This is a genomic window from Glycomyces tenuis DSM 44171 (genome assembly GCF_000427885.1).
GTDB classification, from domain to species: domain Bacteria; phylum Actinomycetota; class Actinomycetes; order Mycobacteriales; family Micromonosporaceae; genus Glycomyces; species Glycomyces tenuis.
Genome location: NZ_ATYW01000001.1, coordinates 438,040 through 464,573, shown reverse-complemented (window position 1 = coordinate 464,573; position 26,534 = coordinate 438,040). Strand labels below are relative to the sequence as shown.

General features: G+C 67.1%; 29 protein-coding genes and 1 tRNA gene. 12 read left to right on the top strand and 18 right to left on the bottom strand.

All coding sequences use genetic code 11. The features are described 5' to 3' along the window. Window positions 1-36: 36 nt before the first annotated feature. From YWW_RS0102285 to YWW_RS27855, 5 genes are all read right to left on the bottom strand, one after another. Entirely contained in the window at window positions 37-1,188 is a 1,152-nt protein-coding gene (locus YWW_RS0102285) for a hypothetical protein (protein WP_026928820.1), read from the bottom strand. Next, entirely contained in the window at window positions 1,185-1,517 is a 333-nt protein-coding gene (locus YWW_RS0102280; protein ID WP_026928819.1) for a hypothetical protein, read from the bottom strand. The genes YWW_RS0102285 and YWW_RS0102280 overlap by 4 nt, the downstream gene beginning before the upstream one ends. Window positions 1,518-1,521: 4 nt before the next feature. Further along, complete coding sequence (locus YWW_RS0102275) at window positions 1,522-1,848, bottom strand: YbaB/EbfC family nucleoid-associated protein (protein WP_026928818.1); 327 nt, start codon at window positions 1,846-1,848, stop codon at window positions 1,522-1,524. Between the two features lie 386 nt (window positions 1,849-2,234). Beyond that, on the bottom strand, window positions 2,235-2,855 hold the full coding sequence (locus tag YWW_RS0102270) for a TetR/AcrR family transcriptional regulator (protein WP_026928817.1): 621 nt from the start codon (window positions 2,853-2,855) through the stop codon (window positions 2,235-2,237). Then, window positions 2,852-4,354, bottom strand: coding sequence for an FAD-dependent monooxygenase (locus tag YWW_RS27855; RefSeq protein ID WP_051325276.1), 1,503 nt, complete (start codon window positions 4,352-4,354; stop codon window positions 2,852-2,854). Before YWW_RS27855 ends, YWW_RS0102270 begins: the two co-directional genes overlap by 4 nt. A gap of 214 nt (window positions 4,355-4,568) precedes the next feature. On the opposite strand from YWW_RS27855, the gene YWW_RS0102260 reads away from it, so the two are divergent. Beyond that, window positions 4,569-7,301 (top strand): AfsR/SARP family transcriptional regulator, encoded by a 2,733-nt coding sequence (locus YWW_RS0102260; RefSeq protein WP_051325275.1) that lies wholly within the window; start codon window positions 4,569-4,571, stop codon window positions 7,299-7,301. Window positions 7,302-7,564: 263 nt separating this feature from the next. On the opposite strand, the gene YWW_RS0102255 is transcribed toward YWW_RS0102260, so the two are convergent. The 4 genes from YWW_RS0102255 to YWW_RS0102240 form a co-directional block, all read right to left on the bottom strand. Next, window positions 7,565-8,689: a hypothetical protein gene (locus tag YWW_RS0102255; RefSeq protein WP_026928815.1), complete on the bottom strand. Its 1,125-nt coding sequence runs from the start codon at window positions 8,687-8,689 to the stop codon at window positions 7,565-7,567. Window positions 8,690-8,721: 32 nt separating this feature from the next. Then, complete coding sequence (locus YWW_RS0102250) at window positions 8,722-9,171, bottom strand: hypothetical protein (RefSeq protein WP_026928814.1); 450 nt, start codon at window positions 9,169-9,171, stop codon at window positions 8,722-8,724. A gap of 369 nt (window positions 9,172-9,540) precedes the next feature. Beyond that, the gene (locus tag YWW_RS33650; RefSeq protein ID WP_155829831.1) at window positions 9,541-10,338 is read right to left on the bottom strand and encodes a class I SAM-dependent methyltransferase; all 798 of its coding nucleotides are present in this window, start codon (window positions 10,336-10,338) and stop codon (window positions 9,541-9,543) included. Window positions 10,339-10,730: 392 nt separating this feature from the next. After that, the gene (locus tag YWW_RS0102240; protein ID WP_026928813.1) at window positions 10,731-11,045 is read right to left on the bottom strand and encodes an ArsR/SmtB family transcription factor; all 315 of its coding nucleotides are present in this window, start codon (window positions 11,043-11,045) and stop codon (window positions 10,731-10,733) included. 63 nt (window positions 11,046-11,108) lie between these two features. On the opposite strand from YWW_RS0102240, the gene YWW_RS0102235 reads away from it, so the two are divergent. After that, complete coding sequence (locus YWW_RS0102235; RefSeq protein WP_026928812.1) at window positions 11,109-12,179, top strand: flavin-containing monooxygenase; 1,071 nt, start codon at window positions 11,109-11,111, stop codon at window positions 12,177-12,179. Between the two features lie 302 nt (window positions 12,180-12,481). Here YWW_RS0102235 and YWW_RS0102225 read toward each other — a convergent pair whose 3' ends face one another. The 5 genes from YWW_RS0102225 to YWW_RS0102215 all read right to left on the bottom strand — a co-directional run bounded on the left by YWW_RS0102225 (window position 12,482) and on the right by YWW_RS0102215 (window position 16,155). Beyond that, window positions 12,482-13,777 (bottom strand): type 2 periplasmic-binding domain-containing protein, encoded by a 1,296-nt coding sequence (locus YWW_RS0102225; RefSeq protein WP_026928811.1) that lies wholly within the window; start codon window positions 13,775-13,777, stop codon window positions 12,482-12,484. Next, window positions 13,774-14,001 (bottom strand): hypothetical protein, encoded by a 228-nt coding sequence (locus YWW_RS35665; RefSeq protein ID WP_155829829.1) that lies wholly within the window; start codon window positions 13,999-14,001, stop codon window positions 13,774-13,776. The genes YWW_RS0102225 and YWW_RS35665 overlap by 4 nt, the downstream gene beginning before the upstream one ends. Then, window positions 13,998-14,156, bottom strand: a complete 159-nt coding sequence (locus tag YWW_RS35660; RefSeq protein WP_155829827.1) for a hypothetical protein — start codon at window positions 14,154-14,156, stop codon at window positions 13,998-14,000. Before YWW_RS35660 ends, YWW_RS35665 begins: the two co-directional genes overlap by 4 nt. Window positions 14,157-14,503: 347 nt before the next feature. Next, on the bottom strand, window positions 14,504-15,712 hold the full coding sequence (locus YWW_RS0102220; protein ID WP_026928810.1) for a glycosyltransferase: 1,209 nt from the start codon (window positions 15,710-15,712) through the stop codon (window positions 14,504-14,506). Next, window positions 15,709-16,155: a GbsR/MarR family transcriptional regulator gene (locus YWW_RS0102215; protein WP_162145908.1), complete on the bottom strand. Its 447-nt coding sequence runs from the start codon at window positions 16,153-16,155 to the stop codon at window positions 15,709-15,711. Before YWW_RS0102215 ends, YWW_RS0102220 begins: the two co-directional genes overlap by 4 nt. Window positions 16,156-16,211: 56 nt before the next feature. On the opposite strand from YWW_RS0102215, the gene YWW_RS33645 reads away from it, so the two are divergent. Both YWW_RS33645 and YWW_RS33640 read left to right on the top strand, forming a co-directional pair. After that, the gene (locus tag YWW_RS33645; RefSeq protein WP_155829823.1) at window positions 16,212-16,406 is read left to right on the top strand and encodes a hypothetical protein; all 195 of its coding nucleotides are present in this window, start codon (window positions 16,212-16,214) and stop codon (window positions 16,404-16,406) included. Between the two features lie 44 nt (window positions 16,407-16,450). After that, a complete protein-coding gene (locus YWW_RS33640; RefSeq protein WP_026928807.1) occupies window positions 16,451-16,636 on the top strand; it encodes a hypothetical protein in 186 nt (61 codons plus the stop codon). 80 nt (window positions 16,637-16,716) lie between these two features. Here the strand turns inward: YWW_RS33640 and YWW_RS35655 are convergent, their stop codons facing one another. From YWW_RS35655 to YWW_RS0102190, 3 genes are all read right to left on the bottom strand, one after another. Then, window positions 16,717-17,268, bottom strand: a complete 552-nt coding sequence (locus YWW_RS35655) for a hypothetical protein (RefSeq protein WP_155829821.1) — start codon at window positions 17,266-17,268, stop codon at window positions 16,717-16,719. Window positions 17,269-17,704: 436 nt separating this feature from the next. Beyond that, entirely contained in the window at window positions 17,705-18,871 is a 1,167-nt protein-coding gene (locus YWW_RS34710) for a helix-turn-helix domain-containing protein (RefSeq protein ID WP_162145907.1), read from the bottom strand. Window positions 18,872-19,046: 175 nt separating this feature from the next. Continuing rightward, window positions 19,047-19,454 carry a GntR family transcriptional regulator gene (locus YWW_RS0102190; RefSeq protein ID WP_026928805.1) on the bottom strand — a complete coding sequence of 136 codons (408 nt, stop codon included), beginning with the start codon at window positions 19,452-19,454 and terminating at the stop codon, window positions 19,047-19,049. 172 nt (window positions 19,455-19,626) lie between these two features. On the opposite strand from YWW_RS0102190, the gene YWW_RS0102185 reads away from it, so the two are divergent. Genes YWW_RS0102185 through YWW_RS0102160 form a run of 6 tightly spaced genes read left to right on the top strand, consistent with a single transcriptional unit; the run spans window position 19,627 to window position 23,682 of the window. Next, entirely contained in the window at window positions 19,627-20,118 is a 492-nt protein-coding gene (locus tag YWW_RS0102185; RefSeq protein WP_026928804.1) for a hypothetical protein, read from the top strand. Then, window positions 20,118-20,492, top strand: a complete 375-nt coding sequence (locus tag YWW_RS0102180; protein ID WP_026928803.1) for a hypothetical protein — start codon at window positions 20,118-20,120, stop codon at window positions 20,490-20,492. The genes YWW_RS0102185 and YWW_RS0102180 overlap by 1 nt, the downstream gene beginning before the upstream one ends. Next, a complete protein-coding gene (locus YWW_RS27840; RefSeq protein WP_155829819.1) occupies window positions 20,492-20,749 on the top strand; it encodes a hypothetical protein in 258 nt (85 codons plus the stop codon). The genes YWW_RS0102180 and YWW_RS27840 overlap by 1 nt, the downstream gene beginning before the upstream one ends. Then, window positions 20,746-22,227: a replication initiator gene (locus YWW_RS0102170; protein ID WP_026928802.1), complete on the top strand. Its 1,482-nt coding sequence runs from the start codon at window positions 20,746-20,748 to the stop codon at window positions 22,225-22,227. The genes YWW_RS27840 and YWW_RS0102170 overlap by 4 nt, the downstream gene beginning before the upstream one ends. A gap of 8 nt (window positions 22,228-22,235) precedes the next feature. Further along, window positions 22,236-22,487 (top strand): helix-turn-helix domain-containing protein, encoded by a 252-nt coding sequence (locus YWW_RS0102165; RefSeq protein ID WP_051325271.1) that lies wholly within the window; start codon window positions 22,236-22,238, stop codon window positions 22,485-22,487. After that, the gene (locus YWW_RS0102160; RefSeq protein WP_026928800.1) at window positions 22,480-23,682 is read left to right on the top strand and encodes a tyrosine-type recombinase/integrase; all 1,203 of its coding nucleotides are present in this window, start codon (window positions 22,480-22,482) and stop codon (window positions 23,680-23,682) included. The genes YWW_RS0102165 and YWW_RS0102160 overlap by 8 nt, the downstream gene beginning before the upstream one ends. 73 nt (window positions 23,683-23,755) lie before the next feature. Here the strand turns inward: YWW_RS0102160 and YWW_RS0102155 are convergent. Beyond that, window positions 23,756-23,831: transfer RNA gene (locus YWW_RS0102155), tRNA-Ala, on the bottom strand. A 237-nt stretch (window positions 23,832-24,068) separates the two neighbouring features. Here YWW_RS0102155 and pcaD point away from each other — a divergent pair. Next, window positions 24,069-24,821 (top strand): 3-oxoadipate enol-lactonase, encoded by a 753-nt coding sequence (pcaD, locus tag YWW_RS0102150; protein WP_026928799.1) that lies wholly within the window; start codon window positions 24,069-24,071, stop codon window positions 24,819-24,821. A 372-nt stretch (window positions 24,822-25,193) separates the two neighbouring features. Next, window positions 25,194-25,730, top strand: coding sequence for a GrpB family protein (locus YWW_RS0102145; RefSeq protein WP_211228393.1), 537 nt, complete (start codon window positions 25,194-25,196; stop codon window positions 25,728-25,730). The last annotated feature ends 804 nt before the right edge of the window (window positions 25,731-26,534 follow it).

Here is a 26,534-nt window from a genome sequence, read left to right as displayed (position 1 = left end):
GGCCCCGGGCCCTTCGTTCCGCCGCCGGGCCGCCGGTCACTGCTGCGATTGGCCCTGCGGTTCGCCCTGCGAAGGGTCCTGCGTCGCGGCGGGGGCGCCTTTCATGCCGCCCTTGACACCGGTCAGCGGGTAGCCGCCGATGATCTCGGCAACGCTCTTGCCGCCGGTGACCTCGTGCCCGCGGATGGACGTCGGCGGGATCACCTTGTCCTTGTAGACGGGGCTGAGACCGCCGGTGCCGGGGATGTTGCCGGAGCCGAAGGGGCCTCGAAGCGTGTCGTAGATCGTCTTCTGGTTGGCACCCTGGTGGCCCCCCATCCAGCCGCCGATTCCCTTGCTGATGTCGCCGTATTCGATCGCCGTCTGCTGCTGATTGAACATCTTGTTGTGCATGGCGATGTTCTTCTTGACGCTGCTGTTGTACCCCTTCGTCCCGAAGTTCGACACGGCCTTGCCCGCGTCGTCGAGCGAGCCGGCGAGCTTGGGGAAGCGGCCCGCGAGCTTCGACATGGCGTTGCCGAGCTTGACGAAGTGCGTCGAGATCTTGGCGATGAGGACCATGGCGTCCGCGATGACCCCCGCGACCATGGCCGCGAGTGAACCGCCGAAGGTGAACCACGAGGCCGCCAGCGCCGCGAGCGCGTACATGATGGCGCGGGACACGAACTCGCAGATGAGCTCCAGCACCAGCGCGCGGGTGACCGCGGTCCAGATGCCCATGACCTCCATGTACTTCGCGATGCTCCCGGAGGCGGAGCTTCCGGCCCGGATCGCGGCCTCGAAGTCGGCGATCCTGCCCCGGTAGGCGTCGGCGGCGTCGCCGGTCCAGTCGGCCACGGTGCCCGCGTCGCCGATGAGGTCGGTGGCCGCCTGGTCCAGCGCGGCCTGGATGTTCTTCCAGGTGTCCTTGGTGGCGTTGATGGAGACGGGGTCGCCCGCCAGCATGTCGAGGAAGTCCCGGAGCGGCCCGACGTGCTCGATGAGGAAACCGACGCCGGCCTTCATGAATCCCATGAGCGGGTTGAGGACCATGCCGATGATGTCCAGCGCCATGACCGTGCCGTTGAGGCCCTTCTCCAGGTCGGTCTCGGAGTTCGCGAGGAGCTGCGCGCTGTGCAGGGCCTTCGCGCCGGTGAAGGTGCCGGCGCCGGGCACGGACTTGTCGGGTTCGACGATGAGGTCGTTCATTGCTGCTCCGTCTCGCTGGTGAACTTGTTGAACGCGTCCGCGACGGCGTCGTCGTTGTCGTGGTAGGCCTGGCCGGTCTCCTTGATCCTGGCGGCGAGCTCCTCGGTGCCTTCGCGGGCCAGGCCGACGGCCTCGGTGGCCTTGCCCGCCAGGTCGGCGGCGCCGCCCGCGAACGGCAGGTTGACGATCCCGAAGTCGAGGACGTCGCCGAACCCCTTCTGCTGGGCGGCGTCGAAGGCCTGCGCCACAGGTTCGACTACTTTGGACTTGATGCCCGCGGCGTGGGTTTCGAACGCCTCGGCGGAGGGGATGTCGTTGCGGTCCTGCACGCGGCTACTCCTCGGGGGGACGGTTCGCTCTGACCTGCTGGACGATCTCGCTGTCCTCCCCGAACACGTCGGAGAGCGCCCGGGCCGAGGCGTCGCCGGCCTGGACCGCCGCCTCGTCGTAGGTCTCCTTGATCATGGCGGCGAGGGCCCTGGGGCTCAGCGTCTGCGCCTTGGAGTTGAGGTGGATCTCCTGGAGGGCGCCGCCGACGCCCACCGTGACGCGCACCTCGCCGCCTTCGGATCTCGCGGTGGCCGCGGTCGCCCCGAGCGCCTCGTCCAGGGAGGACGCCTTCTCGACCATGGTGTTTATGCGGTTCTCGAATTCCCGCATGTATCCTTCTGGGTCTTCGAACACGGATGGCATGTTTCCGCGCGCCTTTCTCGAAACGGGTCTGCGACGGCGTGAACTTACCCATCCGTGGTTACAGCTTGGTGCGCTTCGCGGCCTTTCGAAGCGGGGGCGCGGGCCCCGTGGCAGGTAGACCGGTCACGCTCCCATCGGTTTTCTTTATCGAACTGCAACAGATCGCTCCGAGGCCCCGTGCCGGGCCCGCGGCCGGCCGAGGACCCGGCCACCGGCCGCCTTGAGAATCTGATGCACGGACCGACCGGGCGGCAGGCGACCCCGCATGCGGGCGGACGTGGTCGCCTCTTCGCTCGGGCGCACCGGGTCGACCCGGTCGCCGCCCCAGCGCGTTCGAACCGATGCGGCTTCGCTCAGGCGACGGTGAACCCGCATTGGCGCAGGAGTCGGCGCAGGTACGCCGTCATCTCCTCCGGGGTCGCGGGCTCCGGACTGAGCAGCAGCCGCTGCACGGCCGCCCCGGTCATCATGTCGATGAGCATGTCCACGTCGGCGTCCGCCTCGAGCACGCCGTCCTCCTGCGCTTGGAGCATCGCGGCCCGGGCTCGCAGGCGGCGCGGCTCGGCGTGGTGCTTCACATACGCCTCGAGCAGCCGCGGGTGGCTCGGTCCCGCCCCGAGCAGCCGCGCGGTGAGGGCGCGGAAGCGCGGCTCGGCCAGCAGCTCGCCCCAGCGAGGCAGGAGTTCGCCGATGAGGTCGGGAAGCTTCTGGCCGGGCCGGCGGGCGTCGGTGACGTTCGGGAGTTCGTCGCGCGCGGCCTCGATGGCCTGCGCGAACAGGTCCTCTTTAGAGCTCCAGCGGCGGTAGACGGTGACCTTGGCGACCCCGGCGCGCTTGGCGATCTGCTCGATGCTGGTGTGCTCGACGCCGCGCTCGACGAGGAGGTCCATGGCGGCCTTGAGGATCGCCTGGTCGGCAGCAGGATCGCGGGGGCGGCCGGGGCCGTCGTTCCGCACCGCCGGGGAGCCGCTCATCGCCCGCCCCCGAGCGCGAAGGCGTCGCGGAGCCTGGCGGCGGCCTCCGCGGGGTCGGTCCCGCGCCAGGCGAGATGGCCGTCGGGGCGCACCAGCAGGAGGTCATCGGTGTCGGTGTGCAGCACTTCGACATTGTCGCCGAGGCACGCGCGGATCACCGCGGGGACCTGCGGATCGTCGCCCTCCGCACCGGGGACGAGCAGCGCCCAGGCCGGTCCGAGGACGTCGAACAGGCGGGTCTTCGCGCCGTCGGCCCGCGTGCAGTCGCGGTCGGGGATCCGGTCGCCGGGCCGGGCGCCCCGGCCGCGGCCCCCGCCGCCGAGCGGGCCCTTCCGGTACGTCACCCACAGCTGCGAGTTGACGCGCGTGGCCCGGCGCTGCACCGCATCGAGGTTCAGCAGCGGCACGAAGAACAGGTCCCGCAGCACTCGCCGTACCGCGGTGTCCCCCACCAGGAGCTTCGTGTTGTCGGTGGTCCGCTTGAGCACCTCGGTCGCGAGCGGGCGCCGCTCGGCCCCGTACGTGTCGAGCAGTTCCTCGCCGGCCCGGCCGGAGGCGACCAGGGCGAGCTTCCACGCCAGGTTCTCGGCGTCGCCGATGCCGGTGTTCATGCCCTGTCCGCCGATGGGACTGTGAATGTGCGCGGCGTCCCCGGCGAGCAGGATGCGTCCGCGCCGGTAGTCGTCGGCGAGGCGGCGCTGGACTCGGAAGACCGAGGTCCACACGGCGCTCTTGATGCGCAGGCCGTGGTCCCCGGAGCGCTCGGGCACCAGCTTCTCGAATGCGGCGACGATGTCCTCGGGCTCGAGCCGGCGGTCGCTCTTCTCGACCGAGGCCATGAGGCGCCACAGGTCGTCTTCCTTGTCGCGCATGGGGATCGTCAGGAACAGGCCGTCGTCGTGGAACCAGCCGGCCGAGCGGTTCCGCTCGCGGTCCCAGTCGGCGTGGACGTCGGCCAGGAGGAACTGCTCGACCACTTCGACGCCGGGGAAGGCGATTCCGGCGGCTTCGCGGACGGCACTGCGGGCGCCGTCGCAGCCCACGACCCAGTCGAAGCGCTCACTCCGCCCGCCCTCGAACGCGACGGTGACGCCGTCGCCGCCCTGGTCCGCGCCGAGAACCCGGCGGCCCCACTCGACCGCGACGCCGAGTTCGCCGAGCCGCCTCCGCAGCTCCTCCTCGATGAGCGCCTGCGAGATGAACAGCGCCTGGAAGTGCTCCTTGTCGTCCTCGGAGAACTGCATGGTCACCAGCGGTTTCGCACCCGCGTGCATGGTGATGCCGATCGGCTCGAGCGACCGCTCGACGAGATCGCCGATGGCCCCGGTCCGGGTCAGGACCTCGACGCCCCGGGCGTGGAGGATGTTGGCGCGCGAGGTCGGGGAGGGGCCTTCGGCGCCGTCGACCACTGTCACCGGAATTCCTTGGGCCGCAAGCCCGCAGGCGAGGGTCAGCCCGCTCGGCCCGGCTCCGGCCACCAAGACTCGTGCACCGTCCATGGCATCACCTCAATTTGAATACGCAAACGACTGCGTATACAAATACTAGGCGCAAGATCCCGCCCGGGTCAAACACCGCCCCGCGGCGCCGCGGCCGGGCAGATGGACACCACCGCCCGCTCGTCCCCCGTTCACCTGCCCGACATGGGAAACTCCTCATGAGCGGCAGAATCGGAACAATGGGGGCGCCGTGGATTTCCGGATACTCGGGCCGATGGAGGTCCGCAGCGGCGACCGGGTCCTCCCCCTGCGCGGCCCCCACCAACGGCGGCTGCTCGCCGTGCTGCTCCACGAGTCGGGCCGCCTGGTCGGCATCGACCGGATCGAACGGGCCCTGTGGGACGACACCCCGCCCGAGACCGCGCGCCAGCAGGTGCGGAACGTCGTCAGCGGCCTCCGCCGCGCCCTGGGAGCCGGCCGCGACCGGCTCCGCACGGTCGGCCAGGGCTACCGCCTCGACGTCGCCGCGGAAGAACTCGACCTGCTCCGCAGCCGCGCGCACGCCACCGAGGCCCGGCACCGCCGCGAAGGGAGCGATCTCCCGGGGGCCCTCGAATCGGTCCGCTCCGCGCTCGCCGAGTGGCGCGGACCCGCCTTCGGCGGCATCGGCGGGCTGCTCGTCGGCGGCCTCGCCGCCGAACTCGAAGAAGAGCGGCTCTCGCTGCTGGAACAGCGGATAGCACTCGAACTCGACCTGGGACTCCACGAGGGACTGACCTCCGAGCTGCGCCGCCTCGTCGCCGAACACCCACTGCGCCAGCCGTTCACCGCGCAGCTCATGCTGGCGCTCCACCGCACCGGCCGCACCCCTGAGGCCCTGACCGCCTACGCCGAACTCGCCGAGCGGCTCGGGTACGCCCTCGGTGTGGACCCGACTCCCGACCTGCGCGAGCTGCACACGGCGCTCCTGCGCGAAGACTCCGGCCTCGACCCCGCCCGCACCGAACCCGCCGCGATCCCCGCGCAGCTCCCGGCGGGCATCGGCGGCTTCACCGGCCGCACCGAACACCTGCGGCGACTCGACGCCATGCTCAAATCGGAGGGCGAGCCGCTCGTCGCGCTCGTGACCGGCGCCGGGGGTGCGGGGAAGACCAGCCTCACCGTCCACTGGGCACGCCAGGTCGCCGAGCATTTCCCCGACGGTCAACTGCACGTCAACCTCCGCGGCTTCGACCCGCAGAGCAAACCGCTCGAACCCGGCGACGCGGCACGGCACTTCCTCGAACCCCTCGGCGTCGCGCCCTCGCGCATCCCTTCCGACCCTCAGGCCCAGGTCGAGCTCTATCGAAGCCTGGTCGCGAACCGCCGCGTGCTCGTCGTCCTCGACAACGCCCGCGACGCCGCCCAGGTCCGGCCACTGCTGCCGGGCGGCGCACTCGCCGTGACCGTGGTGACGAGTCGGAATTCTCTGGCAGGCCTCGCCGCGACCCACTCGGCCCGCCCCGTCGTCCTCGGACAGCTCTCGGAGGGCGAGTCGATGACACTGCTCGAGAACCGCCTGGGCAAGGCGACCGTCGCAGCGAACCATTCAGCGGTGCAACGGATCTCGAGAGCGTGTGGCGGCCTCCCCCTGGCCTTGGCCATCGCGGCCGCGCGGGCGGCGACTCGGCCCGACTTCCCACTGGACGCCCTCGCCGACGAACTCAGCGCCGACCTCGACGCCTTCGCCGGAGGCGACCCCGCCGCGGACCTGCGGACGGTGTTCGCCTCGTCGTATCGGGCCCTCGATCCCGAGAGCGCCAGGGTGTTCCGACTCCTCGGGCTCCATCCCGGCCCCGACTACACGGTGGCGGCGGTCGCGAGTCTCGCGGCGATCGACCGGGGGAAGGCGCGGCGGCTGCTGCGGGCACTCGAATCCGCGCAGCTCGTCCGCGAGCACGAACCCGGCCGGTACTCCTGCCACGACCTCGTTCGGACCTACACGGCCGAACTCGCGCACGAACTCGACGAGGATGAGCGCGCTTCGGCGCTCGACAGGATGTTCGACCACTATGTGCGGTCCGCTCACGACTGCGCACTCGCGATCGACCCGACTCGCGACCCGATCGAGCACGCCCCGCCCGTCCCCGGTGTCGCGCATGAGGAGGCCGAGGACAGGCAGGCGGCGTTGGCCTGGTTCACGGCCGAGTACGCGGTGATCAGCGCGCTGATCCGGTCCGCGGCGGCGACCGGGTTCGACGTCCCGGCATGGCGGCTGGCCTGGGCGGTGGTCCACTTCTCGGACGGGTGCGGTCACTGGCGCGAAGGCATAAAACTCACGGAACTCGGCGTCAATGCGGCCAGACGCCTCGGGGACTTCACGGGGCAGGCGCATCTCTTGCGCTACCTGGCCCAGTCCTACTCCAGGAACGGCGATCACGACCGGGCGTTCGCGCTCATGCGCGAGACCACGGCATTGTGCGCCGACCTCGACCCGGTGCTTTCGGCCCACATCGACCGGACCTTCGCCATGATGTACCACGCGCAAGGACGGACCGCCGAAGCCCTTGAACACGCGCACCGGGCACTGCGGACCGTCGAGTCGCTGGGCAACGGGCACGGTGAGGCGGTCATGCTCAATACGGTCGGGTGGTATCTCGCGGCGAGCGGTGAGTACGACAACGCACTCGAGTACGCCACCCGCGCTTACCAGGCCTCCTACCGGTTCGACGACGTCAACCACATCGCCAACGTCGCGGACACCATCGGGTACATCCACCTGCACAACGGCGATGCGGAGCGCTCGATCGGATTCTTCGAGGAGTCGATCGAGCGGTTCGAGCAGCTCGGAGACGAGAAGGCCACAGCGGAGGCGCTTTCACGCTTGGGCGACGCTCACCTCGCACTCGGCAATCTGGACGCCGCGGCAGCGGTGTGGCGCAAAGCGGTCGGCCTCGTGAGGGCCGGCATCTCACCTCAGCTCCACGAGGAACTGCAGGATAAACTCCGACGCCTTCAAGAAGGCTGACCCTCATCGCAGCGCCGATCAAGAAACCGCAGGTTGACCGGCCGCATCAAGGCCGGGCACGGTTCGCCTCGGCGCTCACCAGATCTCGCCACTCATATGGTCGCTTGAACCGGTCCCGCACTGCCGTTGCGCCCCAAGCGATATCAAACCATCCCAGAGGTCACCGGGCGAACTCACGCCTGCCCGCATCCATTCCCGCGCAGCGGCCCGGGGAATGCGGTCGCCAGCTCGGGGCGGTTGATCGCCGAGCGGCAAGGCGGTCATCAGATGCCCCCGCCCGGAATATAGGCGGGGTCGCCGCTGGCGACTCCGTAGAAGAAGGGATCGAAGGCCGTCTCGATCTCCCGCTTCAGCTCCTCACGGGTGTCCTCGATCAGGGACTCCGTCTCGTCCAGGACGTCCATCACGGTGGACCTGATCTCCTCGAACTGGTTCTCGTTCAGCTCCCGTTCGATCGTGGTCTCGATCGTCACCTTGACACCGGCGAAGTCGGCCACGGTCAGGATGAAGCCGACCCACCCCAGTGCTCTGGTGGCGAACTTCAGCGCGACGCCCCCGACGGACACGCTCGCATGGCCGAGAACGTCCCATTCCTCGTAGTGGTCCAGATACGTCTTCTGGCGAATCGTGTTGTGCACCTGCTTGACGCAGTCGCGGAGGGCGCAATGCACGGCCGCTTGGAGTGCCAGGTCGTTGTTCGCATGGTCGCGCAGGATCTGCGCCATGGCGGTGTGATTGTCCCCGGCCTGCTTGATCACTCCGCCGTACTCCTCATGGGCCAGCTTCGCGTCCTCGCCCTGCCAGTCCTCGCTGCCGTCCTCACTGAGCGCGTAGATGGCCTGGTAGGAGCCGTCCGCACCGGAGTCGGCGGCGGAGTAAAGCGTCGAATGGACCTTCTCCATCCCGAGGTAGAGGACTTCGGTCGAGGCGATGTCGCCGTCCTCCAGCAGCTCGGAGAAGCGCTCGGACCACTCCTGCAGCTCCGTGTCGGCCCATTCCTTCGCCTGGACGCCGAGCCCCCAGGCGGTCTGGTCATCGCAGTCCGCGTCCACCGGGCAATCGGTGTACGACGACCATTTGACCTTCCACACCCGCTCCCAACGGCGGTCCTGGCCCGTGGCCGACTCCCCATCAGGAGAGTCGAACTCATGAGCGTACTGATCATCCGAGTATTCGAAGATGTGACCCCGGTCCACGGTCTCGCCGACCGCTCCGATCGGCGCCTGATCCTCTTCGGTGATCGTCAGGTCCTTCCACTGCTTCTTGCAGAGCGCCCTGACCTTCATGGCGATGAACGCCTCCCGGAGCTTCTCGATGAGCTCCAGGATCTCCTCCTTGGTCGGGACCTCGTCCAGGTCAAGGTCCTCCCCGCCTGCTCCTTCGACCATCTTCCGTCTCCTTCCGTCACGGGCCGTTCCGGCTACCTCGGGCCCTCGTTCTGCGAATTCGGGGCTTCCTCCAGGTCGTAGATGTCGGCCTCCTCCGTCCCCGGGTCGATGCCCTGGTCCTTCACCTGCTCTTCGGCGGTCTCGTATTCGGAGTGGAGTTCGCCGTCCATGGCGTCCTCGAAGCTGGGCTCGAACATGGCCTCGTCGTCCTCGGCGACCTCGGCGACCTGCTTCAGGGCCTTCTTGTACGACTCGCTCGCGGCAGCGGTCTCGTACAGGCAGTTGTAGAACAGCTTGAAGCACTGGTCCCAGGTGTCGCCGAAGGCGTGGATCTTCCCCTTCGAATCACTGAACGCGCCGTCGCGGGCCACTCCCGCCCCCGCCGTCAGGCTGACCAAGTCGTCGTAGAGCTCGGCGACATGTTCGACCTCCTTGTCCGCTACGCTTCGAATCTCGTCGGGATCGATCTTTCTGCCACCCATGGCCGCACTCCTTCGCTTGCTGTATGCAGCCTGCACACCGGCGATACGAATCCATTACGAACTCGATACGGGCTCGCCGGACGCGGAGCACCGAAGGTCCCGCTGTGAGGGTCTTGGAAAGGCGAGCGGCCAGGGGCAGTCGACGGCCGACCGACGCCGGCAGCTCGCCCTGGCGTTCGGCAACGGCACTTCAGAAGAGACTCGCAGCGGCCTACGGCATAGCGTCCCCAGCGGTTGGCGAGTCAGGCCTGGATCTGATCCACAACAAGGTGACGGCCTCGATCAAGTGTCGGCGGCGGTCCCGCGACTCGCGAGCGTTTCGGCCGCCTCCTGGCGCCATATCCGCGGGCTCCGCCGCGGGACACCTGGTCAGTGCCGCCAGACGAACTCCAGCCACGGTGGTGCCACCGAGGTGAAGTGCTCCCAACTGCCCGGCTGCGGTGCCGGGGCGCCGGCGTCGGCATCGTTTCGGACCTCTGAGAGGAAGGTCAGCGTGAAGCCTTCCCCGATCAGGCCGTTGACGATCCGGCTCAGCGTCTGCCGGTACTCCACGGGCCGGTCGACGGGCTGGTCGTGGGCGGTCTGGTCGTAGACCCAGTCCTGGTCGGGGTAACTGGTCACGGCCTCATCGGTGTAGGGCTGCCGCAACAGATAGCCCTCCCCGTTCCACGCATGATGCGTGAGCCCGGAGAAGCAGGGGTTGGCGCACATCAGGTAGTAGTGGCCGCCGCTGCCGATGACCTTCGCGACCTCACCGAAGACCACCCGCGAGTCGGGGACGAACGTCAGCGAGTACGGATGCCAGACCAGATCGAACGAGGAGCCGTAGAGGGCCGACAGGTCTCGCATGTCGCCCTGGACGGTACGGACGTCGACCCCGTGATGCGCTGCGGCTGCGCGGTCGCGCGAGAGCTGCCCGGCGGCGATGTCCAGCACCGTCACCTCGGCCCCCAGCAGCGCGAAGGCCGCCGACTGCTGCCCGCCGCCGCCGGCGAGACACAGCACTGTGCGGCCCGCCAGGTCACCGGGCAGGCCCAGCCGTGTCAGGCCCAGGTATTCCCGAGCCTTCGCCGCGTCCAGGTCGAGCATCGGTCGGGTGAACAAGGCGTCCCTCGCTACCAGGGCTTCCCAGCGGGCCTCGTTGTATCGATAAACGTCATCGTTCACGGCGACAGCGTACCCGCGACGCACCCATAGCGAAAGAGGAATATCGGGCCCGTGCCCACGGCGCGCCGGCCTGATCCCGGCGCCATACCCGCGCGGTGATGAGCGTGCCCGGTTCCGTGCGAGTCGGGTCGGCGGCGGACGACTGTGTTGTTCTTCACGCTACCGGGGTCTGTGCCGACGTCACCGGCGCCGAAGTCGGGTTCCCGGCGCGTTCCGGGGTTCGGGCCGGCCGGATTTCGGATCGGCTGCCACAAAACGCGAGACCATACCGCAACCCCGACCACATGGGGTGTCCGGAAAAGCGGAGGCATCGCACCGCAGGCAATAGCCGCAAACCCGCACCTCAATACCGGATGCAACCCCGAGCGACTGCGAACACAGCGTCACGGCGGCTAGCAGCAGCCGTCGAGGAAGGCGCGGAGGCGATCAAGCGCGGCACCGATCCGGACCTTGTCCGCCCGGTAGTAGACCGTCTTCGCCTCCCGGCGGCTGGTGAGCAGCCCGCCGTCCTTGAGCTGCGCGAGTTGCTGCGAGGCGGTGGACTGGCCGATGCCCAACCGCTCGGCCACTTCGCCGACGCTCAGCTCGGCACCGTCGGCGAACAGCACCATCACCTGCTGGCGGGCCTCGGACGCGAGAGCCTTCAAGAACCGCGCCGTCGGCTCGTCGGGAACGGGTGGGGCCGGGTCAGTGGTCGCAGTCGCCATGAGTCCCAGCCTAACTTCATATCATCATTTCGTGAAATCATGGAATGACGATATGATGCGGCCATGGACCCCATCGACGCCCTCGTCATCGGCGCCGGCCAGTCCGGCCTCGCCACCGCCCACGCCTTCCGCAAGTCGGGGGTCGCATCAGTCGTCCTCGAAGCCGGCGACGCCCCGACCGGCGCCTGGCCCCACTACTACGAGAGCCTGACCCTCTTCTCCCCAGCCCGCTACTCATCCCTGCCCGGGAAGCCCTTCCCCGGAGATCCCGACCGCTACCCCCACCGCGACGAAGTCATCGACTACCTCGCTGCATACGCCAAGGAGCTCGACGCCGACATCCGCACCGGCCACCACGTCCGAACGGTCGAACACCACGACGGGATCTTCACCGCCCATCTCGCCGATGGTCGAGAGCTCCACGCCCGCACCGTCGTCGCCGCGACCGGAGGGTTCACCAACCCCTACCGGCCCGCCCTGCCCGGCATCGAAGGATTCAACGGAACGGTCATACATGCCGCCGACTACAAGCGGCCCGAGCCGTTCACCGGTCAGCGGGTCGTGGTCGTCGGCGGCGGCAACTCCGCAGTCCAGATCGCCGCCGAACTCGCCGAGCACGCCCGAGTCACTGTCACCACCCGCGGGAGACTTCGCTTCGCGCCACAGCGACCGTTCGGCCGGGACCTGCACTTCTGGTACACCGTCACAGGTCTGGACACCGCCCCCGTCGGCCGCTTCCTGACCCACCCGCCGACCGTCCCGGTCCTGGACACCGGCCGCTACCGCGCCGCCATCGCCCACCGGCGCCCCGACCACAGGCCCATGTTCGACTCGCTGGAGACCGACCAGGTGCGCTGGAGCGACAGCACCGGCGAGAGGATCGACGCCCTCATCCTCGCCACCGGCTACCGCCCCGCCCTCGACTACCTCACCGGGCTCGACGTCCTCGACGCGCACGGACACCCTCGCCATCGGGGCGGACTCGCCACCGACGTACCCGGCCTCGGATTCGTGGGTTTGGAATGGCAACGCAGCCTCTCCTCAGCGAGCATCCGCGGCGTCGGACGTGACGCCACCCGCGTCGTCCGTTCCTTGGCGCCATTGGTGTTCAACTCCCGCAAGGAGATCGGATAGGCCTGACCCCATGCCCGCCCGCACCGCGCCCCCGAGACCACCGACCGGTGCCGCGGCGTGTGCTCGTCGCCTTGTGCGCCACCCAGGTCACCAGCTGGGGCGCGCTCTTCTACGCCCTCCCGGTCCTGCTCGGCGACATCACCGCCGACCACGGCGATGTGCTGGTCGCGGAAGAAGAACCCGTCGCAGGTCGCGCACGCCGAGGGCGGCGCCAGCCAGGACGGTGCGGCGACGCAGTTCGGCGGCCAGAGCGAGTGGTCTCGCACTCATGGTCTCTCCTTCGCGGTGACGGTCGGCAGCGGCTACTCGCCGTGCAGCTGCCTGTAGGCCTGCTCGTAGAATTCGCGGGATTCCTCAGCGCCCTCGGCCTTCCAGGTCTCGACCGCGGCGTCGAACTCGCTGAGTTCGGCCCGGCCGTAGATGATGTTCTGGACCTTCTCGTTGAACACGGTCGTGGCGTTGCCGCCGGCTTCGGGGGCGGTGAGCCGGAGCCCTTTGAACAGGTTCTCGTCCAGGTACGGCTGCATGGCTTCGTCGAACGCGAACCGGGCCTCGACGACGTCGGCGGGGCCGCCGATGAACACCTGGGTGACGCCGCTCATCGCGGTGTAGGCGAACGAGTCCTGCTTCGAGAGGTTCCCGGCCTCGGTGAAGGCGGGCTTGCCGTCCGCGTCGTATTCGAAGTCGGGGTTCTCACCGGTCGTGCGCACTTCCGCGGTGAGCTCGGGCCAGCGGTTCCAGCCGTCCTGGTCGAAGACGACCTCACCGGACCGCTGCGCGGCCCGGTGGTCGAAGTCCGCGGTGCCCACGCCCGGGTGCCGGAGCTGCCCGTCGGTCAGGGTGCGGTGGAACTCGACGTAGTCCTTGTACTCGGGTCGCTCGAAGTTGTGGACCATGCCCGAGCCGTCCCACATCCAGCCGCTGCCGGCGGTGAGGCCGAACCAGGCCGGGGGCATCCAGTCGGTCCCGGAGACGGCCCATCTCCCGGCGTCGTCGCCGCGATCGGCCAGGAGCGGCCAGCGCTCGGAGATGTCGCCGGAGAGGTGGTCGGTGAGGTTCGCGAACCGGTTGATGACGGTCTCGTTGAAGTTGGCGTCGGCCCCGGACATGTAGGCCTGCAGGAAGATCGCGTCGCCGAACTCCTCGGCCCTGATCCACTGCACGGCGGCGTCGCCGTAAGTGCCGGCCGGGTTCTGGACGAACTCCATCCTGGTCCCGCCCGCGGCTTCCTGCATGGCGTCGAAGTACGGGTCGTCCTTGCTCATCGCCGGACCCCAGTCGGGGACGTACACCTGGTAGGTGCCGGAGTTGCTCGGCGGGTTCGGGATCGCCTGGGGCACCGGATCGGGGAAGCTCAGGAAGGCGCTGGGGTGGTGCGGGGGTTCGCCGATCAGGTCGGGCTGGGCCGGGAGCGGCCATTCCTTGTACTCGGGCAGGATGTCGAGGGTCTGGTCGAGTTCTTGGACGTTGCCTTCTCCACCGCTGACGTCACCGCAGCCGGCGGCGAGGGGGAGCCCGGCGGCTCCGGCGGTGCCGATACCGGTGGCTTTGAACAGGGAGCGTCGCTTGATCGGCGATCGGTTCGCAGGAGTGGTCATCGTGGTGTCCTCATCATCGGGTAGGGGTCTGGCGGGGACGTGTCAGCAGCGCTGTGACGGGTCCGGATCGGCCGCGGCTGATGCGAGTCGCGCCGGGAGGGAGCGCGGCCTTTCCAGGCGTAGTAGCCGGAGGCGCTGACCTCCAGCAGCGCGCAGGCGCGCCGCAGCGAGACCCGCTTGTCGGCGGGTCGGGCCTGGTTCGCCGCGTCGATCTGGGCGATCAACGCGAACCGTTCGGGTTTCGACCGGCGAACCAGGCCGTCGCTTTTGCGAGGATCTCGATCTCCTGCTCCTGCTCACGCAGGCGTTTATCCTGGTCGCGGACCCGTGCCCGGAGGTCGCGCAGTTCAGCGGCGACCTCGTCTGGCAGCTTGGGCATCGTCCTTCAGCCTCAAGGCTCGAGACCAGCGCGGGCAGGCGCTCAAGCCAGTCTTCGACACCGGCGGCGCGAACCTCGTTGCGCACGGCGTCCCTCCGGCAGTCTCACATCAAACACCAGTCACGTCACCTGATTCAGTCGGCTGCTGCGGTGCCACCGGCACCGCAGCAGCCGACCGAGGGCGCGGGTCGAGAGCGGCAGGCCGGCTGGTATATCAGCTATCGAAGCTCTTGGCGGCAACGGAAGTAGGCAGCTGTTGTTCTGCCATGAGCTTTCATGTCGCCCCGCAACCGAACTCAACCAGGTTGACAAGAGCTCATCGACGCACGCCTACGCGGTCTTGCTGGTTACTCGGCGGCTTGCTCTATCGCTGCGACGGCGGCCGTGATGCCGTTCTCGGCCTTGACGAGCGCTTGGAGGGCACGAGCCTCATCGGCGAGGCCCGCAGCTCGGTCGATCGACGCCGCCAGCCGCTCGGGAGTGAGCCTCCCCAACGGTGGGGGCGCGATGCCGAGGGCGTGGACGCGTCGGGCCCAGAACGGCTGGTCCCCGATGAAGGGCTTGATGATCTGAGGGATCCCCGCGCGCATTGCGGCGGCGACGGTCCCCACGCCGCCGTGGTGGACGGCCATGGCGGTGCGCGGCAGCAGCCAGTCATGGGGAACCGCGTCCACGAACAGAACGTCCTTGTCTTCTGTGGAGGCTTTGAGCGCGCCCCAGCCGGTGGCGATGATGACACGGCGCCCGGTCAGGCGCAGTGCCTCCAGCACGGTCCCGGTCAGTTTCTCGGGATGGCGACCGACGGCGCTGCCGAACCCGATGTACACGGGAGGCTCGCCTTGATCGAGGAACTGGGTGAGGCGTTCGGGAGGCCGCCAGTCGGGTTCGGCGGCAAGGGGCCAGAAGCCCAATGGCCGGGCGGCGGCCGGCCAGTCCGTCGGTGCGGGCAGGAGGTGCCGGCTCCAGGCGTTGAGGACACCGTTCGCAGCGATGCGCTCAGTGAGGCTCGGCGCGGAGCCCGCGAGCCCGAGAGCGTCCTCGCGCCAGCGGCTCACCAGACCCCGCCACGGGGCCTCCACTGCCCCCGCCAGTCGCCAGCTCGGCCGGTTGAGCACTCGCGGCAGCCGTGCGGCGGCGATCGGCACCGGGAAGTGCGTGGTCGGCTGGAAAAGCGGAATGGTCAAGGCGGGCAACGAAGGCACGTCCATGCGTTCCGCCAGCGACGGCGCACCGAGGGTCTTCGGCGCGTACACCACGATGTCCGTCGGCGTGTCCGCCAGCGAGGCGAGGTCGTCGAGCCAGCGCCGCATCAACGGCTTCAACTTGCCCGCGGCGGTGAGTGCGGCGCGCGTGCCCTTGCCCGCCAGCTCGCCCTGGAGTTCCAGCACGCTGTCGTCCAGGGCGGCGAAGGGGACGCCATGGGGATGCGCCAGCGGCGCGAAGCGGCGCGGGGCTGCCAGCAGCGGCTCGTGCCCTGCTCGGATGAGGCCGCGCGCGAGTGCGATGAACGGCTGGATGTCGCCGCGACTGCCGGTGGTGATGATGAGGGCCCTCATCGGGACGACTCCCATTCGTCGAGCAGTCGCGGGAACCGTTCGGCCATGAAGGCGTACATGTCGCGCATGTTCTCCAGGCGTTTGCGCCGGGCAGGGTCGTCGCCGACGGCTTCCAGCCCTTGTTCGGCGAACTGCTGGAAGCGTTCGAACTCCGCCATTTTGGCCCGGAACGCGCGCCCGAAGACGTCTTCGGTGAGTCGGTATCGGTCTCGGCGGTGCCCGAAACGGCGGAACCGTTCGAGCAGGCCGGCCTGCTCCAGTTGCCGCAGGGCCACGCTCATGCTGCTTTTGGCCACGCCCAGGGTCGCGCACAGCTCGGGTGCGTCCGCGCCCTCCGTATCGGCCGTGAGCAGATATCCCATGACCCCGCCGGCTGTTCGACTCAGGCCGAGCCGTTCAAAGAAGAGCCCCGCTTCCTCAATGAAGGCCTCAACGTCACTCATACCAAGATTGTACATGTTGTTCGGAACCAAACGAACAAATATTCGGACGTGGGACCGTGCGGGTGCATCTCGGCTTTGAAGTCCATGCCGAACGGGCGACCGAGGTCGACAGGTTCGCGCTGCTGCGCCGGGGCTTCGCGACGTTCACCCTGCCGTCGGTGTTCAAGGCGTGGCTCGACCAGATCGTCGTCGACGGCCGCACCTTCGGCCACGCCGGGCCGTCCCCAGCCGCAGAGGCCCGGCGGTGCTGATCTCCGCGCGCGGCAGGTATGAACCCGGTGCCCGAGGGAGGGATTTGACTACGTCGTGCCCGTACTGTGTCCTCGGCCATGACGACCTGCTCGGCTTGGACGTGACCACCGTGATCCCCGAACTGACCATGGTCCCGCACGCCCCGGCGCTCTTGCCGAAATACGAGGCACCGATGGCACACGCCCACGACCGCGCCCGGGAACTCGCCACGGCCACCGCTGCACCGTGACCGATTCGGCTGATGCTGAAATTTCCATAGGGCGAACCTGCTCGTCCTCGGCGGCGGTCCCCGCGCGGGGACGCACCTGCTCACGTATGCGCCCCGCGCCCGGGCGGAGCCGCGACCCCAGTGCGGTCGCGGTCCCACCCGGTGTCGGACCGGTCAAGGGCACGCCCGTCGACATCGGCAACGTCCGCACCGCCGCCGAGGAGACCGACTGGACGCCTGCCCGCGCCGTCGCCCTCACCCGTCGGTCCGGCGCACGCCAGGGCATCCGGCGCCGTCAAATCCGCAAGTAGATCAACCGCGGACCTCGCTGGATCGTCCTCGACGCCGTCGAGCAAGACACCTGGATCGGCCGATCCCCGCTGGTGTGCGGCGACTCCGGCCTCGTTTGAGAGCTTCTTGGAACCCTGAGTAACAACTGAGGTATAAGGAACGGATAACCGGCGGTTCGAGATCATGAGCCGTTGTTCGGACACGACCATGAAGGTGTCACGAATCCGAACTTGTTTCGCCTGCTCAGAGGCGGTGTTGATCAAAGTGGTGGAGCTTAGGGGATTCGAACCCCTGACCTTTTCCATGCCATCAGGATTTTTGAGCGAAGAGTGTCCGATTTGGCATAAGAATTTGCGGGTCAAGGCTGAAATCTGGCATCGTTCGTGATCCGGTTCTGTCCGCAGTTGACCGACCCTTTCCCCGGCATATGGGTCCCAACTTGGTATCGTCAGACTGTCCAAAGTGGTGTTAATTCAAGGTTGACATTGGAGGCCGGGTTCATTGGCCGGGGTCGGGCGCGCGATAAGCTGGACCGGCGACTGGGCGGCCCCGCAGGGATCGCCCGCTCACAGCCCAGGCCGCGCGCCCGACGGGGTCCCCGGCCAAGGGTTCCGGCCGGAACTTTCCATCTCATCTTCAGGCGGCTCCTTCGTGTGTGCCGCCGCCGCGCGCTGCCCGCAGCGCAGCGAGGACCACGCCGCGGCGGCGTGCACGCGGCCGATAGGCCGCCTTGAAGATGTATAGAAAGTTCTCACAGGTTCCTTGGCGGTCTCCGTCGAAGGATTGGGCGTGCAATCACTAACCAGCCAAGGTCCGAAGACGCTCTTGGAAGTCCTTGGTCGCGGACTCGTCTGGGAATCGCTGCTGAAGCTCGCTCGATAGCTCTCCCGCAAACATCAGCAGGGACGGCAAAGACTTGCGATTGGTGCTGAGAGCTTCATCGGCCATTCCAACGGCCTGGTCGAGTTCGCCTTGGCGTGCTGCGGTGATAGCGAGAACTAGTTTCGCTTCCAGGTTTCGCATGGGCGAGATCTCAATGCCTTGTGGAGTAGTTCCAAGTCGAATCACTTCGTCCGCGTATTGAGTTGCCAGGTCATAGTCCTGTGCTTGAGAGTAGGCATCCATGGCATAGAACTGCCATTTCGGAAGATCGATCGCAAAATGGTTATCTGGGCGCAAAGGTTCCTCAAACTGATCCAGAATGTGCGCACCTTGGTCAAGAGCTCTTCGCACACCTTCGACGTCGCCGATACGTCCCAGGGCCTTGGCCTTTTGTCCTGCGAGTTGTACGGCGACGTTGTGGCTTGCGGCTAGGTTCTGTCCTTCGTCGACGGCGTCTAGTACGTCCTGGTAGCGGCCCTGAGTCAGCGCGATCCAGGCTTTCATTTCAAGAGCCCAACCATGAATTTCGGGAGCCCCGGCCTCGACGCTCAAGTGAGATGCCATGGTACGGGTTGCCTCTGCGGAGGCTCGCATTCCAAGGTCATATTCAAGGCAGCCAATGAGAAGGGCCAACCATCCCGCGTTGACCAGCAATTCACGGTGAGCGTTCAGGCCGATGGGCTGTTGGATCATGCGTCCGACTTCGCGTAGCCAGTGATGACCTTCCTTCCGCAGGCGGAGAGGATCAACGGTTGCGTACTGGCAGCACAGATCTTCGACGGTTGATCGAAGGGCGTCAATAGTTGTGCTGCTTGCATCGGTTGCCCGGATGCGTTGTAGCAGTTCAGTCGTCTGATTGGGGCTGGAGTCGCGAGCGGCGGCTATATCCAGATGGGCGGCGGCGATAAGCTCGCCCCTGGCGTTCAGGAGCTGGTCGCACCGCTCGGCAACTCGTTCGGAAGGGGTTTGCTTGGCGTTGACCAGCTTCGAGACATAGCCCTTGTTGGAGGGGATGCGGTGGGCCAGCTCGTTTTGGCTCCATCCGCGTTCTTGAAGGAGACGGCGAAGAGTCTCGGCAAACACTGACCTCATGCCTCCATAGTCGGGTTGCCAAGTTGCCAATGTCCACCAGGCAACTCAGAACATCTCGGCAACTTCGCGTGTTCTTGCCAGTCTAGGACCATGGTCACATCGAATGCTACTAATGAACGCCTTCGCGCGAAGTTCACCCTGCTATGCGAACTTCGCGCCGTTAACGCTAAGTTGACTTGCTTGGATGATCGTCTGGCAGGTCTGGAACAGGCTTGTTCTCCTGCTCAAGGGCGGCAACCCTCTGTTCGATCCGGGCAAGCTTCCGATGCAGCTCGGTAAGGCTCTCGGATACCTCGTTGTCAAGGGCTGCTTCATCATTGGGGTCTGCCCCGATCTTCGACTGATCGATTACGAAGGTGCCTACGCCGCGCTTTGTGTATACCAGCCGCTGATCTCTCAGGCGGCCTACGGCAGCCGCGACGGTGTTCTTGTCGACCCCATATTGCTGCGCGAGGGTGTCGTAGGTGTCGAGTCGGTCACCAGGCTTCAGGGCTCTGGTTCTGATTGCCTCCCGAAGGTCGGTCTCGATGCGTCCGGAAGGCGATCGAGGGTCGGTCAGGTCGAAGTTCGTCATGCCTCAATCCTAGTTCAACTAGGTGTCTGTCAGCTACCCGACAATCAGGCACTTAACCCCGACTTGCAGTGAACTAGTTCTACTAGTAATATGGAAGTTGCCAAGAAAAAGCCCCGATGAGCAGGCACTCATCAGGGCTGATGCATCGCTCCAACGGATTAGGAGAAGCAAGATGCGCACCCAGTTTACCGGGGTCGAGCAGGGTTCGGCCATCCGCGACGAGATCAACAGCGACGGGTCGGCCTGTGCGGCGTGCCCGGTGGTGCAGTACAAGGAAGGCAAGCTCAGCGGTGACACCGCTGTGGCGGCGGTGCCGCTGACCGAGGTCGTTGGGACCTTGGACGTGTTCGAGATGGGCGTGGCGCTGTATGCGTCGGATGCGCCGACTCACCTGCTTGAGCAGGATCTCACCATCAACGAGGTCGAAACCCTGGCGTGCCAGGGCGTGACCAACTACGGCCTCAAGCGGGTCAAGCTGCTGGGCGCGCTCCAGAAGTGGGGCGGCCTGGAGTACCGGCAGTTCCAGACTGACCGGGCTCGGGAGACGGCTGCGGCGAACGCGGTCTTCTACAACTCCGACTGGAACGACTCTGGTCGGGGCCTGGACCTGGATCACCCGGATACGGGTGAGCTGGTGTCCATGCTGTGTGAGGCAGTGGCCTGATGGTTGCTGTCCCCTCGGTGAGCGTCCTGGAGGCGCTGCACGATGATGAGTTGGCCGTGGCGATGGTCGCCGCTGGCCTCCCGGAGACCGACCCCACCGAATTGGGGTTCGAGGACCTGATGGGTCTGGTCGTCTCCGGTCTTGACGCGATCGGTTTCAGAGAAGTTCGTTCGCGTTCCCTGCGGTCCATGCTGGCCCACCTTGACGGCGTGCCCGTCATCGTGGACGAGGCGGTCCGCTCCGTATGGGGTTCGCTGACAGCCAAGTACACCGCCGACAGGTTGGTGTCTCGGCTGCGTGCCCTGGCCGCTGCGGCGGCACAACCGTCGCCCCCGGTCGAGTACCGGGAGCGGCACCTGTGGGCGGTGGCCTGATGGTCGCTCGTACCCATTTCCATCAAACCCGGCTTGACCGGGGGTGGACGAAAGAACAACTGATCGGCCGCATGCGAGTGGTGGCCGGTCTCGAACAACAGGAACTACCCGACTATGGGCAGCTCTCGGAGTTCCTCTATGCGTGGGAGATCCACCGTGAGGAGATCCCCGAGCCGTTCGCTGGCCTGCTGGAGCGGATCATGTCCCTCCCGGCCACAGCGGTCTATCACAACCAGGTCAAGCGAGTCTTCCTGTGACGACTTCCTTGACCGCCCCGGCTCCTCCCGCCACTGCTTCCACGGTGGCGGGCGGGGCCGCCCTTCCCGCCAAGTTCGCTGATCTCCTGCCCGGCATCATTGCCCGCGCCGAGTCGACCGGGTGGGAACCGTGGCTCGCCCACGTCGCCGGTGCCGCTGGCTGCGCTTCCCCGGTCCGCCTGCGCGGCGACCTGATCACCGCCGATGGCACGACCGGACACATCCTTTCGGCCCGTACTACGCACACGATGCCCGATGGCGTGGTCTATAAGGCGTGCGGTACCCGCCGAGCCCACCTGTGCCCCTCGTGCGCCAAGACCTACCAGCATGACGCCTTCCACCTCATCCGATCCGGCCTCACCGGCGGCAAGGGCGTCCCGGCCACCGTGGTCGGCCACCCGGCGGTCTTCGTCACCTTCACCGCCCCGGCCTTCGGCCCCGTCCACGCCCGCCGCCGCACTGCTTCCGGCGCTGTCGCTCCTTGCCACGCTCGCCGTGACGCCCAGGTCTGCCCACACGGGGTTACGCTCGCCTGCGCTGCTCGTCATGGTGAGGATGCCCCTGAGCTGGGACAGCCGTTGTGCCTGGACTGCTACGACCATGCGGCGCAAGTGGTCTGGAACGGCTTCGCTGGCGAACTATGGCGACGCACCCGCATCGGCCTCGACCGGGCGCTTGCCCGGACCGCCAAGGCGGCCGGTCTGGATCCGGCCTCGGTGCGGCTGCGCTATGTCAAGGTCGCCGAGTTCCAGCGCCGGGGCGCTATCCACTTCCACGCCCTGATCCGCCTCGACGGCCACCTTCCCGGCGACGACGCAGTGATCCCGCCTCCGCCTGTCCTCGACGCCGAGACCATCGCCGCACTCGTGACCGACGCCGCTGCGGGAACCGAGTTCACCACTCCCGGCCACGCTGAGCGCCCCGGCGGCTGGCGCATCGGCTGGGGATCGCAGATCGACGTGCGAACGGTCGAACTCGGTGCCGGTGAGCTGACCGAAGGCCACGCGGCGGGCTATCTCGCCAAGTACGCCACCAAGGCCACCGAGGACACCGGCCACGTCTCCCGGCGTCTCACTGAGGACACCGTGGAGGCATACGCCGATCCCGCAGGCGATCACATCGCCCGACTCATCCACGCTTGCTGGTCCCTCGGTGAGCCTGGTGGGCAATGGCTTCGGCTTCGCCGGTGGGCGCACATGCTCGGTTTCGGCGGCCACTTCCTGACCAAGGCTCGCGTCTGGTCGACCACCTTCGCATCGCTCCGCGAAGCGCGCGCGGCCTGGACGCGCTGTCAACTCGGCGTTGACACCGCTGAGCCTGATACGACGGTGCTGGTCAACCACCTGGTCTACGACGGTCAAGGCTGGCACACCGAAGCCGACGCGCTCATGGCGAACTCCGCCGCTGCCCGCGCTCGGGAACAACGCCAAGTCGCCCGTGAAGAACTTTGGTCCATTCAGGAATCATCTATCTATTAAGGAACATCATGTGTGAAGCAACTAAGGAGAACACGACCGTTCGCGTCAGCTATGGCGTCAAGGAGGCCGCCGCGTACATGGCGGTGACTGAGCGGTTCATCCGCCGCTTGGTTCTGGAAGGTCGCATCCGTTACTACAAGCTTGGCAAGTACGTCCGATTCGAGCAGGAAGACCTTGACGCCTTCATCGACGCCGGTCGGGTGGACTCGCTGGAAAACCTGTGGAACCGCGGGGCTGAAACGGCTATGAGCCATGGCTGACCAGCAGGATAAGAAGCGCAGGAAGGCGCGCGATGGTGACGGCACGATCTTCTGGGACAAGTCGAAACAGTGCTACGTCGGCAAGATCTCGTTGGGCTACAAGCCTGATGGGACTCGGAACCGTCCGAAGGTGGAAGGCCGGACGAAGACCATCGTCCGGGCGAAACTGAAGCAGCTCAAGGACGAGCATGACGCTGGGATTGAGCTGGGAGACAAGTACACGGTTGAGCAGGCCGCTCGTGACTGGCTTGCCCGTGGTCTTCGTGGTCGCAACGCCTCGACTGTTGGCAAGCTGACGAGCCTGACGGAGAAACACATCATCGCCAGACTTGGGAAGGCCAAGCTCAAGAAGTTGACCGCCGATGACGTGGACGACTTCCTTGACGGGTTGACCTCGCGGTATGCAACTAGTGTCATCAGCTTGATTCTGGGGACACTGCGTCGGATCATCCGGTTCGCTGAGGCTCGGAACAAGGTCGGTCGGAATGTCGCCATGCTGGTGGATGCACCCAAGGGCACAGACGGTCGTCCTAGCAAGTCCATGACCTTGGACCAGGCGAAAGCCGTTCTTCGGGCTAGTCGCGGCTCCTGGATTCACCCATACATCGCACTGTCGGTGTTCACGGGCGTCCGAACTGAGGAGGCGCGGCCGTTGAAGTGGGAAAACACCCACTTGAACCCGGTCAAGGGTCAGGTCTGCTCATGCGGCACGAAGCATCCGGAGACGGAAGCGCCGTATGTCGAGGTGTGGCGTTCGGTGCGGCTGGGCGGTGACACGAAGACGCAGAAGAGTCGGCGGACGATCGCCTTGCCGAGCTTCGTGGTCTCGATCTTGACGGCTTACCGGGTCCATGAGGAGTTGGAGCGAGAGGAAGCCGGACGTAGCCGAGAGCGCATGGTGTTCGTCTTCGCCACGAGCAACAACACCGAGCGTGACCCTGCCAATGTCCGGCGGGACCTTCGGGCGGTGGTCGCGGCAGCCGAGGTTCCGGGGAACTGGACGCCTCGGGAGTTCCGGCACACGTTCGTTTCGCTCATGTCCGACCAGGGCGCGAATGAGGAATTGATCGCCGATCTTGTCGGACACAAGCGCACGAGTACGACTCGAACCGTCTACCGGCATCAGCTCCGGCCGGTCGTTACCAAGGGCGCTGAACTGCTGGACCGAGCTTTCAAGGATGGCTTGGTCGACTAGATAAAGGGGCTCTGTGGGTCCCTCAGTGGTCTAAAAAACGCCCCCGGCGAACTGTTGCCGGGGGCGTTTCTGCTGGTGGAGCTTAGGGGATTCGAACCCCTGACCTTTTCCATGCCATGGAAACGCGCTACCAACTGCGCCAAAGCCCCTTGCGATCGATTCCGAGGTCGCAGACCTTGGAACCGGGACTAGTTTACACAGTGTCGAGGCGAGCCCCCAGCCAGGGGCTGGAGACCCCCGTCACGTGCTTTTGCTGGGGTTTCGCTGGGCCGAGGCGGCGTGTCCGATCGGGCGGTTGGACTTCCCCGCGGGCTCCGGTTCCCATACGATCCGGTGGAGAGGCCCGCGTCCCCCGACGCGACGGACGAGCTTGAGGAGGCCGCCGCATGATTCCGTACCACCTCGTCGACGGCACGGGCGAGCCCGTCGTCCTGCTCAACTCGCTGGGAGCCACCCTCGACATGTGGAAACCGCAGGTCGAGCCGCTCGGCGAGGAGTTCCGGCTCGTGCGCTTCGACATCCGCGGCCACGGCGGCACCAACGCCGAGTCGGGCGACTGGAACGTCGGCGACCTCGCCGACGACGTCGCCGACATGCTCGACGGGCTCGGCGTCGAGCGCGCGCACATGGTCGGGATCTCACTGGGCGGCGCGATCGCGATGACGATGGCGGTGCGGCACCCCGGCCGGGTCGACCGGCTCGTGCTCATGAGCACCGCCCCGAAGCTCGGCACCATCGAGGGCTGGCACGAGCGGGCCCGCACCGTCAAGGCCGAGGGCTGCGAGGCCGTCGCCGACGCCGCGATGGACCGCTGGTTCTCCCCGCACTTCCACGCCGCGCACCCGAAGGTCGTCGCCGAGTTCCGCGAGCGCTTCGCCGGATGCGACGCGGAGGGCTACGCCAGCTGCTGCGAGGCGATCGCCAAGTTCGACCTGCGCGAGCAGCTGGATGCGATCGAGGCCGAGACGCTCGTGGTCTACGGCACGGACGACGAGACCATCTCGCGGGCCGACGCCGAGGGCATCGCCGCCGAGATCGACGGCGCCGAGGTCCTGGCCGTCGACGGCGCCAAGCACCTCGTGTCAGCGGAGCGCCCGGACCTGGTCAACGAGCGGCTCATCGGCTTCCTCCGCAGGTGAGATGCCTGGTCGCGCCCGCCTCTCCCAGCATGAGCGGAGTCGACTTCGCCGCCCCTCAACGGAGGACGGCATGACACGGCGCGATCCTGTTCTTGCGGGGGCCTGAGGGGCTTTCCCCGATCGAACCGGCTTCGGCGAGGACGACCAGGAAGGGCGGCGGTAGATGATCCTGGTGGAGTTCGCGGGGGAGCACCTGTCGTTCTGCCAGGAGCTTCTCCCATGCCAATCAGATGCTCATCGCACGCACCCCTTGCCGCGCGACAAGTCTCGCTCAGGACGCAAGAGGTTCATTGCGCGATATCAGCGTCCAGCACGGCGTGATGTGATCGAGCAGGGGACGGCATGGGAATCTGCGGCATCTACAATGTGCGGGTGGCGATTGAGGTAGCAGAATACGACCCTTCCTGGCCGCAGCGGGCGGCTCAGGCCATTGCCGAGCTGGTCGACGCACTGCCCGGCATGTTCCTCGATGTCGAGCACGTAGGCAGCACGTCAGTGCCGGGCCTGGCCGCCAAACCGGTGATCGACCTGATGGCATCGGTTGCCAGGCTGGGCGACGTCACCGCCGACCGGAGTTCCGCGCTGGATCGTCTGGGCTACCGGCCACAGGAGAACGGGATGACCGGACGACTGTTCTATTACAGGGATGCCGTCGACGGTCAGCGCAGCCACCATCTGCATATCGTCACCGCCGACAGCTGGGACACGCGCAACGAGCGGCTGTTTCGCGACCACCTTCGGACACATCCGGAAACGGCGGCGGAGTACGGGGAGTTGAAACAGCGTATCGCCGCTGAGGAAGACGACGGCCTGGTCTACACCAAGCGCAAGACGGAACTGATCCAACGCGTCGTCGACCATGAGCGGACCAGCCGGGGCCTGCCCCTCGTGCCGGTCTGGGAAGAGTGATTCGGCGTCGGTGTCCACCACGACTTGATGCCCGACATCGCATACCCGAGCCACGCGTGATCACCGGATGAAGAGGCGAGGGGCCGGGCCCACCCGCGACCGAGCCCCCTTGCGGGGGTGAAGGAGCTCCGGTTCGCCGAACACAGTTGCCGCCCAGGGAGTTCCCGCGCTGTTGTCCCAGGTCGCCGTAATGCCGCGCTCCGCACCTCCCTGCCGGTCTCATCGGCTCCCAGAGCGGATCCACTTCGGCCGGCAGGCTCCGTCCGCCGAGACCGCGACTTCGCGAGCGATTCGCGCCGTCCTGATCGCGCTCGACGACAGCGACGTGCATGCGCGGACAAGCGGAGCCAAAGCGCGTTTCGAAGCGCTGGTCGGTCGGGTCTTCGACCGCTGACGGCTGGTGAACGCGTGAGGGCCGGTCGATCTCCACCATGATCGACCGGCCCTGTGGTTCCCTCGGTACGGCCCTGGGGGTTGCCGATCCGAGGGAGCGGGTCGGACGCGGCGGTGCTGTGGAGGGCCTGTGACAACGGTTCAGCCCACCGCCGCGCCCGAGTCTCAGGTTTTCTCGGGGCCGGTGCCGTGGGCGATGCGGCGGGTCTCCGATTCGATCCAGGGCACCATTCATCGCCGTTCCAGGCGCCGAACCAGCGGGCAGGGCCGCCCAGGGCGAGGGTGCGGATTTCGCCGGGGCCGTTGCCGTCGCTGCAGTCGACGCGGATGCCTCCCTCTTTGTCGATGGAGAAGACGGTGAAGATGGCCGGGCCGCGCCGGAACTCGCCGAGGTAGACGTCTTCATCCATT

Excerpts from the sequence above, each read along its gene's own strand:
- YWW_RS0102160 (WP_026928800.1), top strand. The coding sequence starts at position 22,480 with ATGGCTGACCAGCAGGATAAGAAGCGCAGGAAGGCGCGCGATGGTGAC.
- YWW_RS0102275 (WP_026928818.1), bottom strand. The coding sequence starts at position 1,848 with ATGCGGGAATTCGAGAACCGCATAAACACCATGGTCGAGAAGGCGTCC.
- pcaD (WP_026928799.1), top strand. The coding sequence starts at position 24,069 with ATGATTCCGTACCACCTCGTCGACGGCACGGGCGAGCCCGTCGTCCTG.
- YWW_RS0102190 (WP_026928805.1), bottom strand. The coding sequence starts at position 19,454 with ATGACGAACTTCGACCTGACCGACCCTCGATCGCCTTCCGGACGCATC.
- YWW_RS0102165 (WP_051325271.1), top strand. The coding sequence starts at position 22,236 with ATGTGTGAAGCAACTAAGGAGAACACGACCGTTCGCGTCAGCTATGGC.
- YWW_RS27840 (WP_155829819.1), top strand. The coding sequence starts at position 20,492 with ATGGTCGCTCGTACCCATTTCCATCAAACCCGGCTTGACCGGGGGTGG.
- YWW_RS0102185 (WP_026928804.1), top strand. The coding sequence starts at position 19,627 with ATGCGCACCCAGTTTACCGGGGTCGAGCAGGGTTCGGCCATCCGCGAC.
- YWW_RS0102240 (WP_026928813.1), bottom strand. The coding sequence starts at position 11,045 with ATGGCGACTGCGACCACTGACCCGGCCCCACCCGTTCCCGACGAGCCG.
- YWW_RS0102285 (WP_026928820.1), bottom strand. The coding sequence starts at position 1,188 with ATGAACGACCTCATCGTCGAACCCGACAAGTCCGTGCCCGGCGCCGGC.
- YWW_RS0102250 (WP_026928814.1), bottom strand. The coding sequence starts at position 9,171 with ATGGGTGGCAGAAAGATCGATCCCGACGAGATTCGAAGCGTAGCGGAC.
- YWW_RS0102255 (WP_026928815.1), bottom strand. The coding sequence starts at position 8,689 with ATGGTCGAAGGAGCAGGCGGGGAGGACCTTGACCTGGACGAGGTCCCG.
- YWW_RS0102270 (WP_026928817.1), bottom strand. The coding sequence starts at position 2,855 with ATGAGCGGCTCCCCGGCGGTGCGGAACGACGGCCCCGGCCGCCCCCGC.
- YWW_RS0102235 (WP_026928812.1), top strand. The coding sequence starts at position 11,109 with ATGGACCCCATCGACGCCCTCGTCATCGGCGCCGGCCAGTCCGGCCTC.
- YWW_RS0102260 (WP_051325275.1), top strand. The coding sequence starts at position 4,569 with ATGGAGGTCCGCAGCGGCGACCGGGTCCTCCCCCTGCGCGGCCCCCAC.
- YWW_RS35660 (WP_155829827.1), bottom strand. The coding sequence starts at position 14,156 with ATGCCCAAGCTGCCAGACGAGGTCGCCGCTGAACTGCGCGACCTCCGG.
- YWW_RS0102220 (WP_026928810.1), bottom strand. The coding sequence starts at position 15,712 with ATGAGGGCCCTCATCATCACCACCGGCAGTCGCGGCGACATCCAGCCG.
- YWW_RS0102180 (WP_026928803.1), top strand. The coding sequence starts at position 20,118 with ATGGTTGCTGTCCCCTCGGTGAGCGTCCTGGAGGCGCTGCACGATGAT.
- YWW_RS27855 (WP_051325276.1), bottom strand. The coding sequence starts at position 4,354 with ATGGACGGTGCACGAGTCTTGGTGGCCGGAGCCGGGCCGAGCGGGCTG.
- YWW_RS0102225 (WP_026928811.1), bottom strand. The coding sequence starts at position 13,777 with ATGACCACTCCTGCGAACCGATCGCCGATCAAGCGACGCTCCCTGTTC.
- YWW_RS0102215 (WP_162145908.1), bottom strand. The coding sequence starts at position 16,155 with ATGAGTGACGTTGAGGCCTTCATTGAGGAAGCGGGGCTCTTCTTTGAA.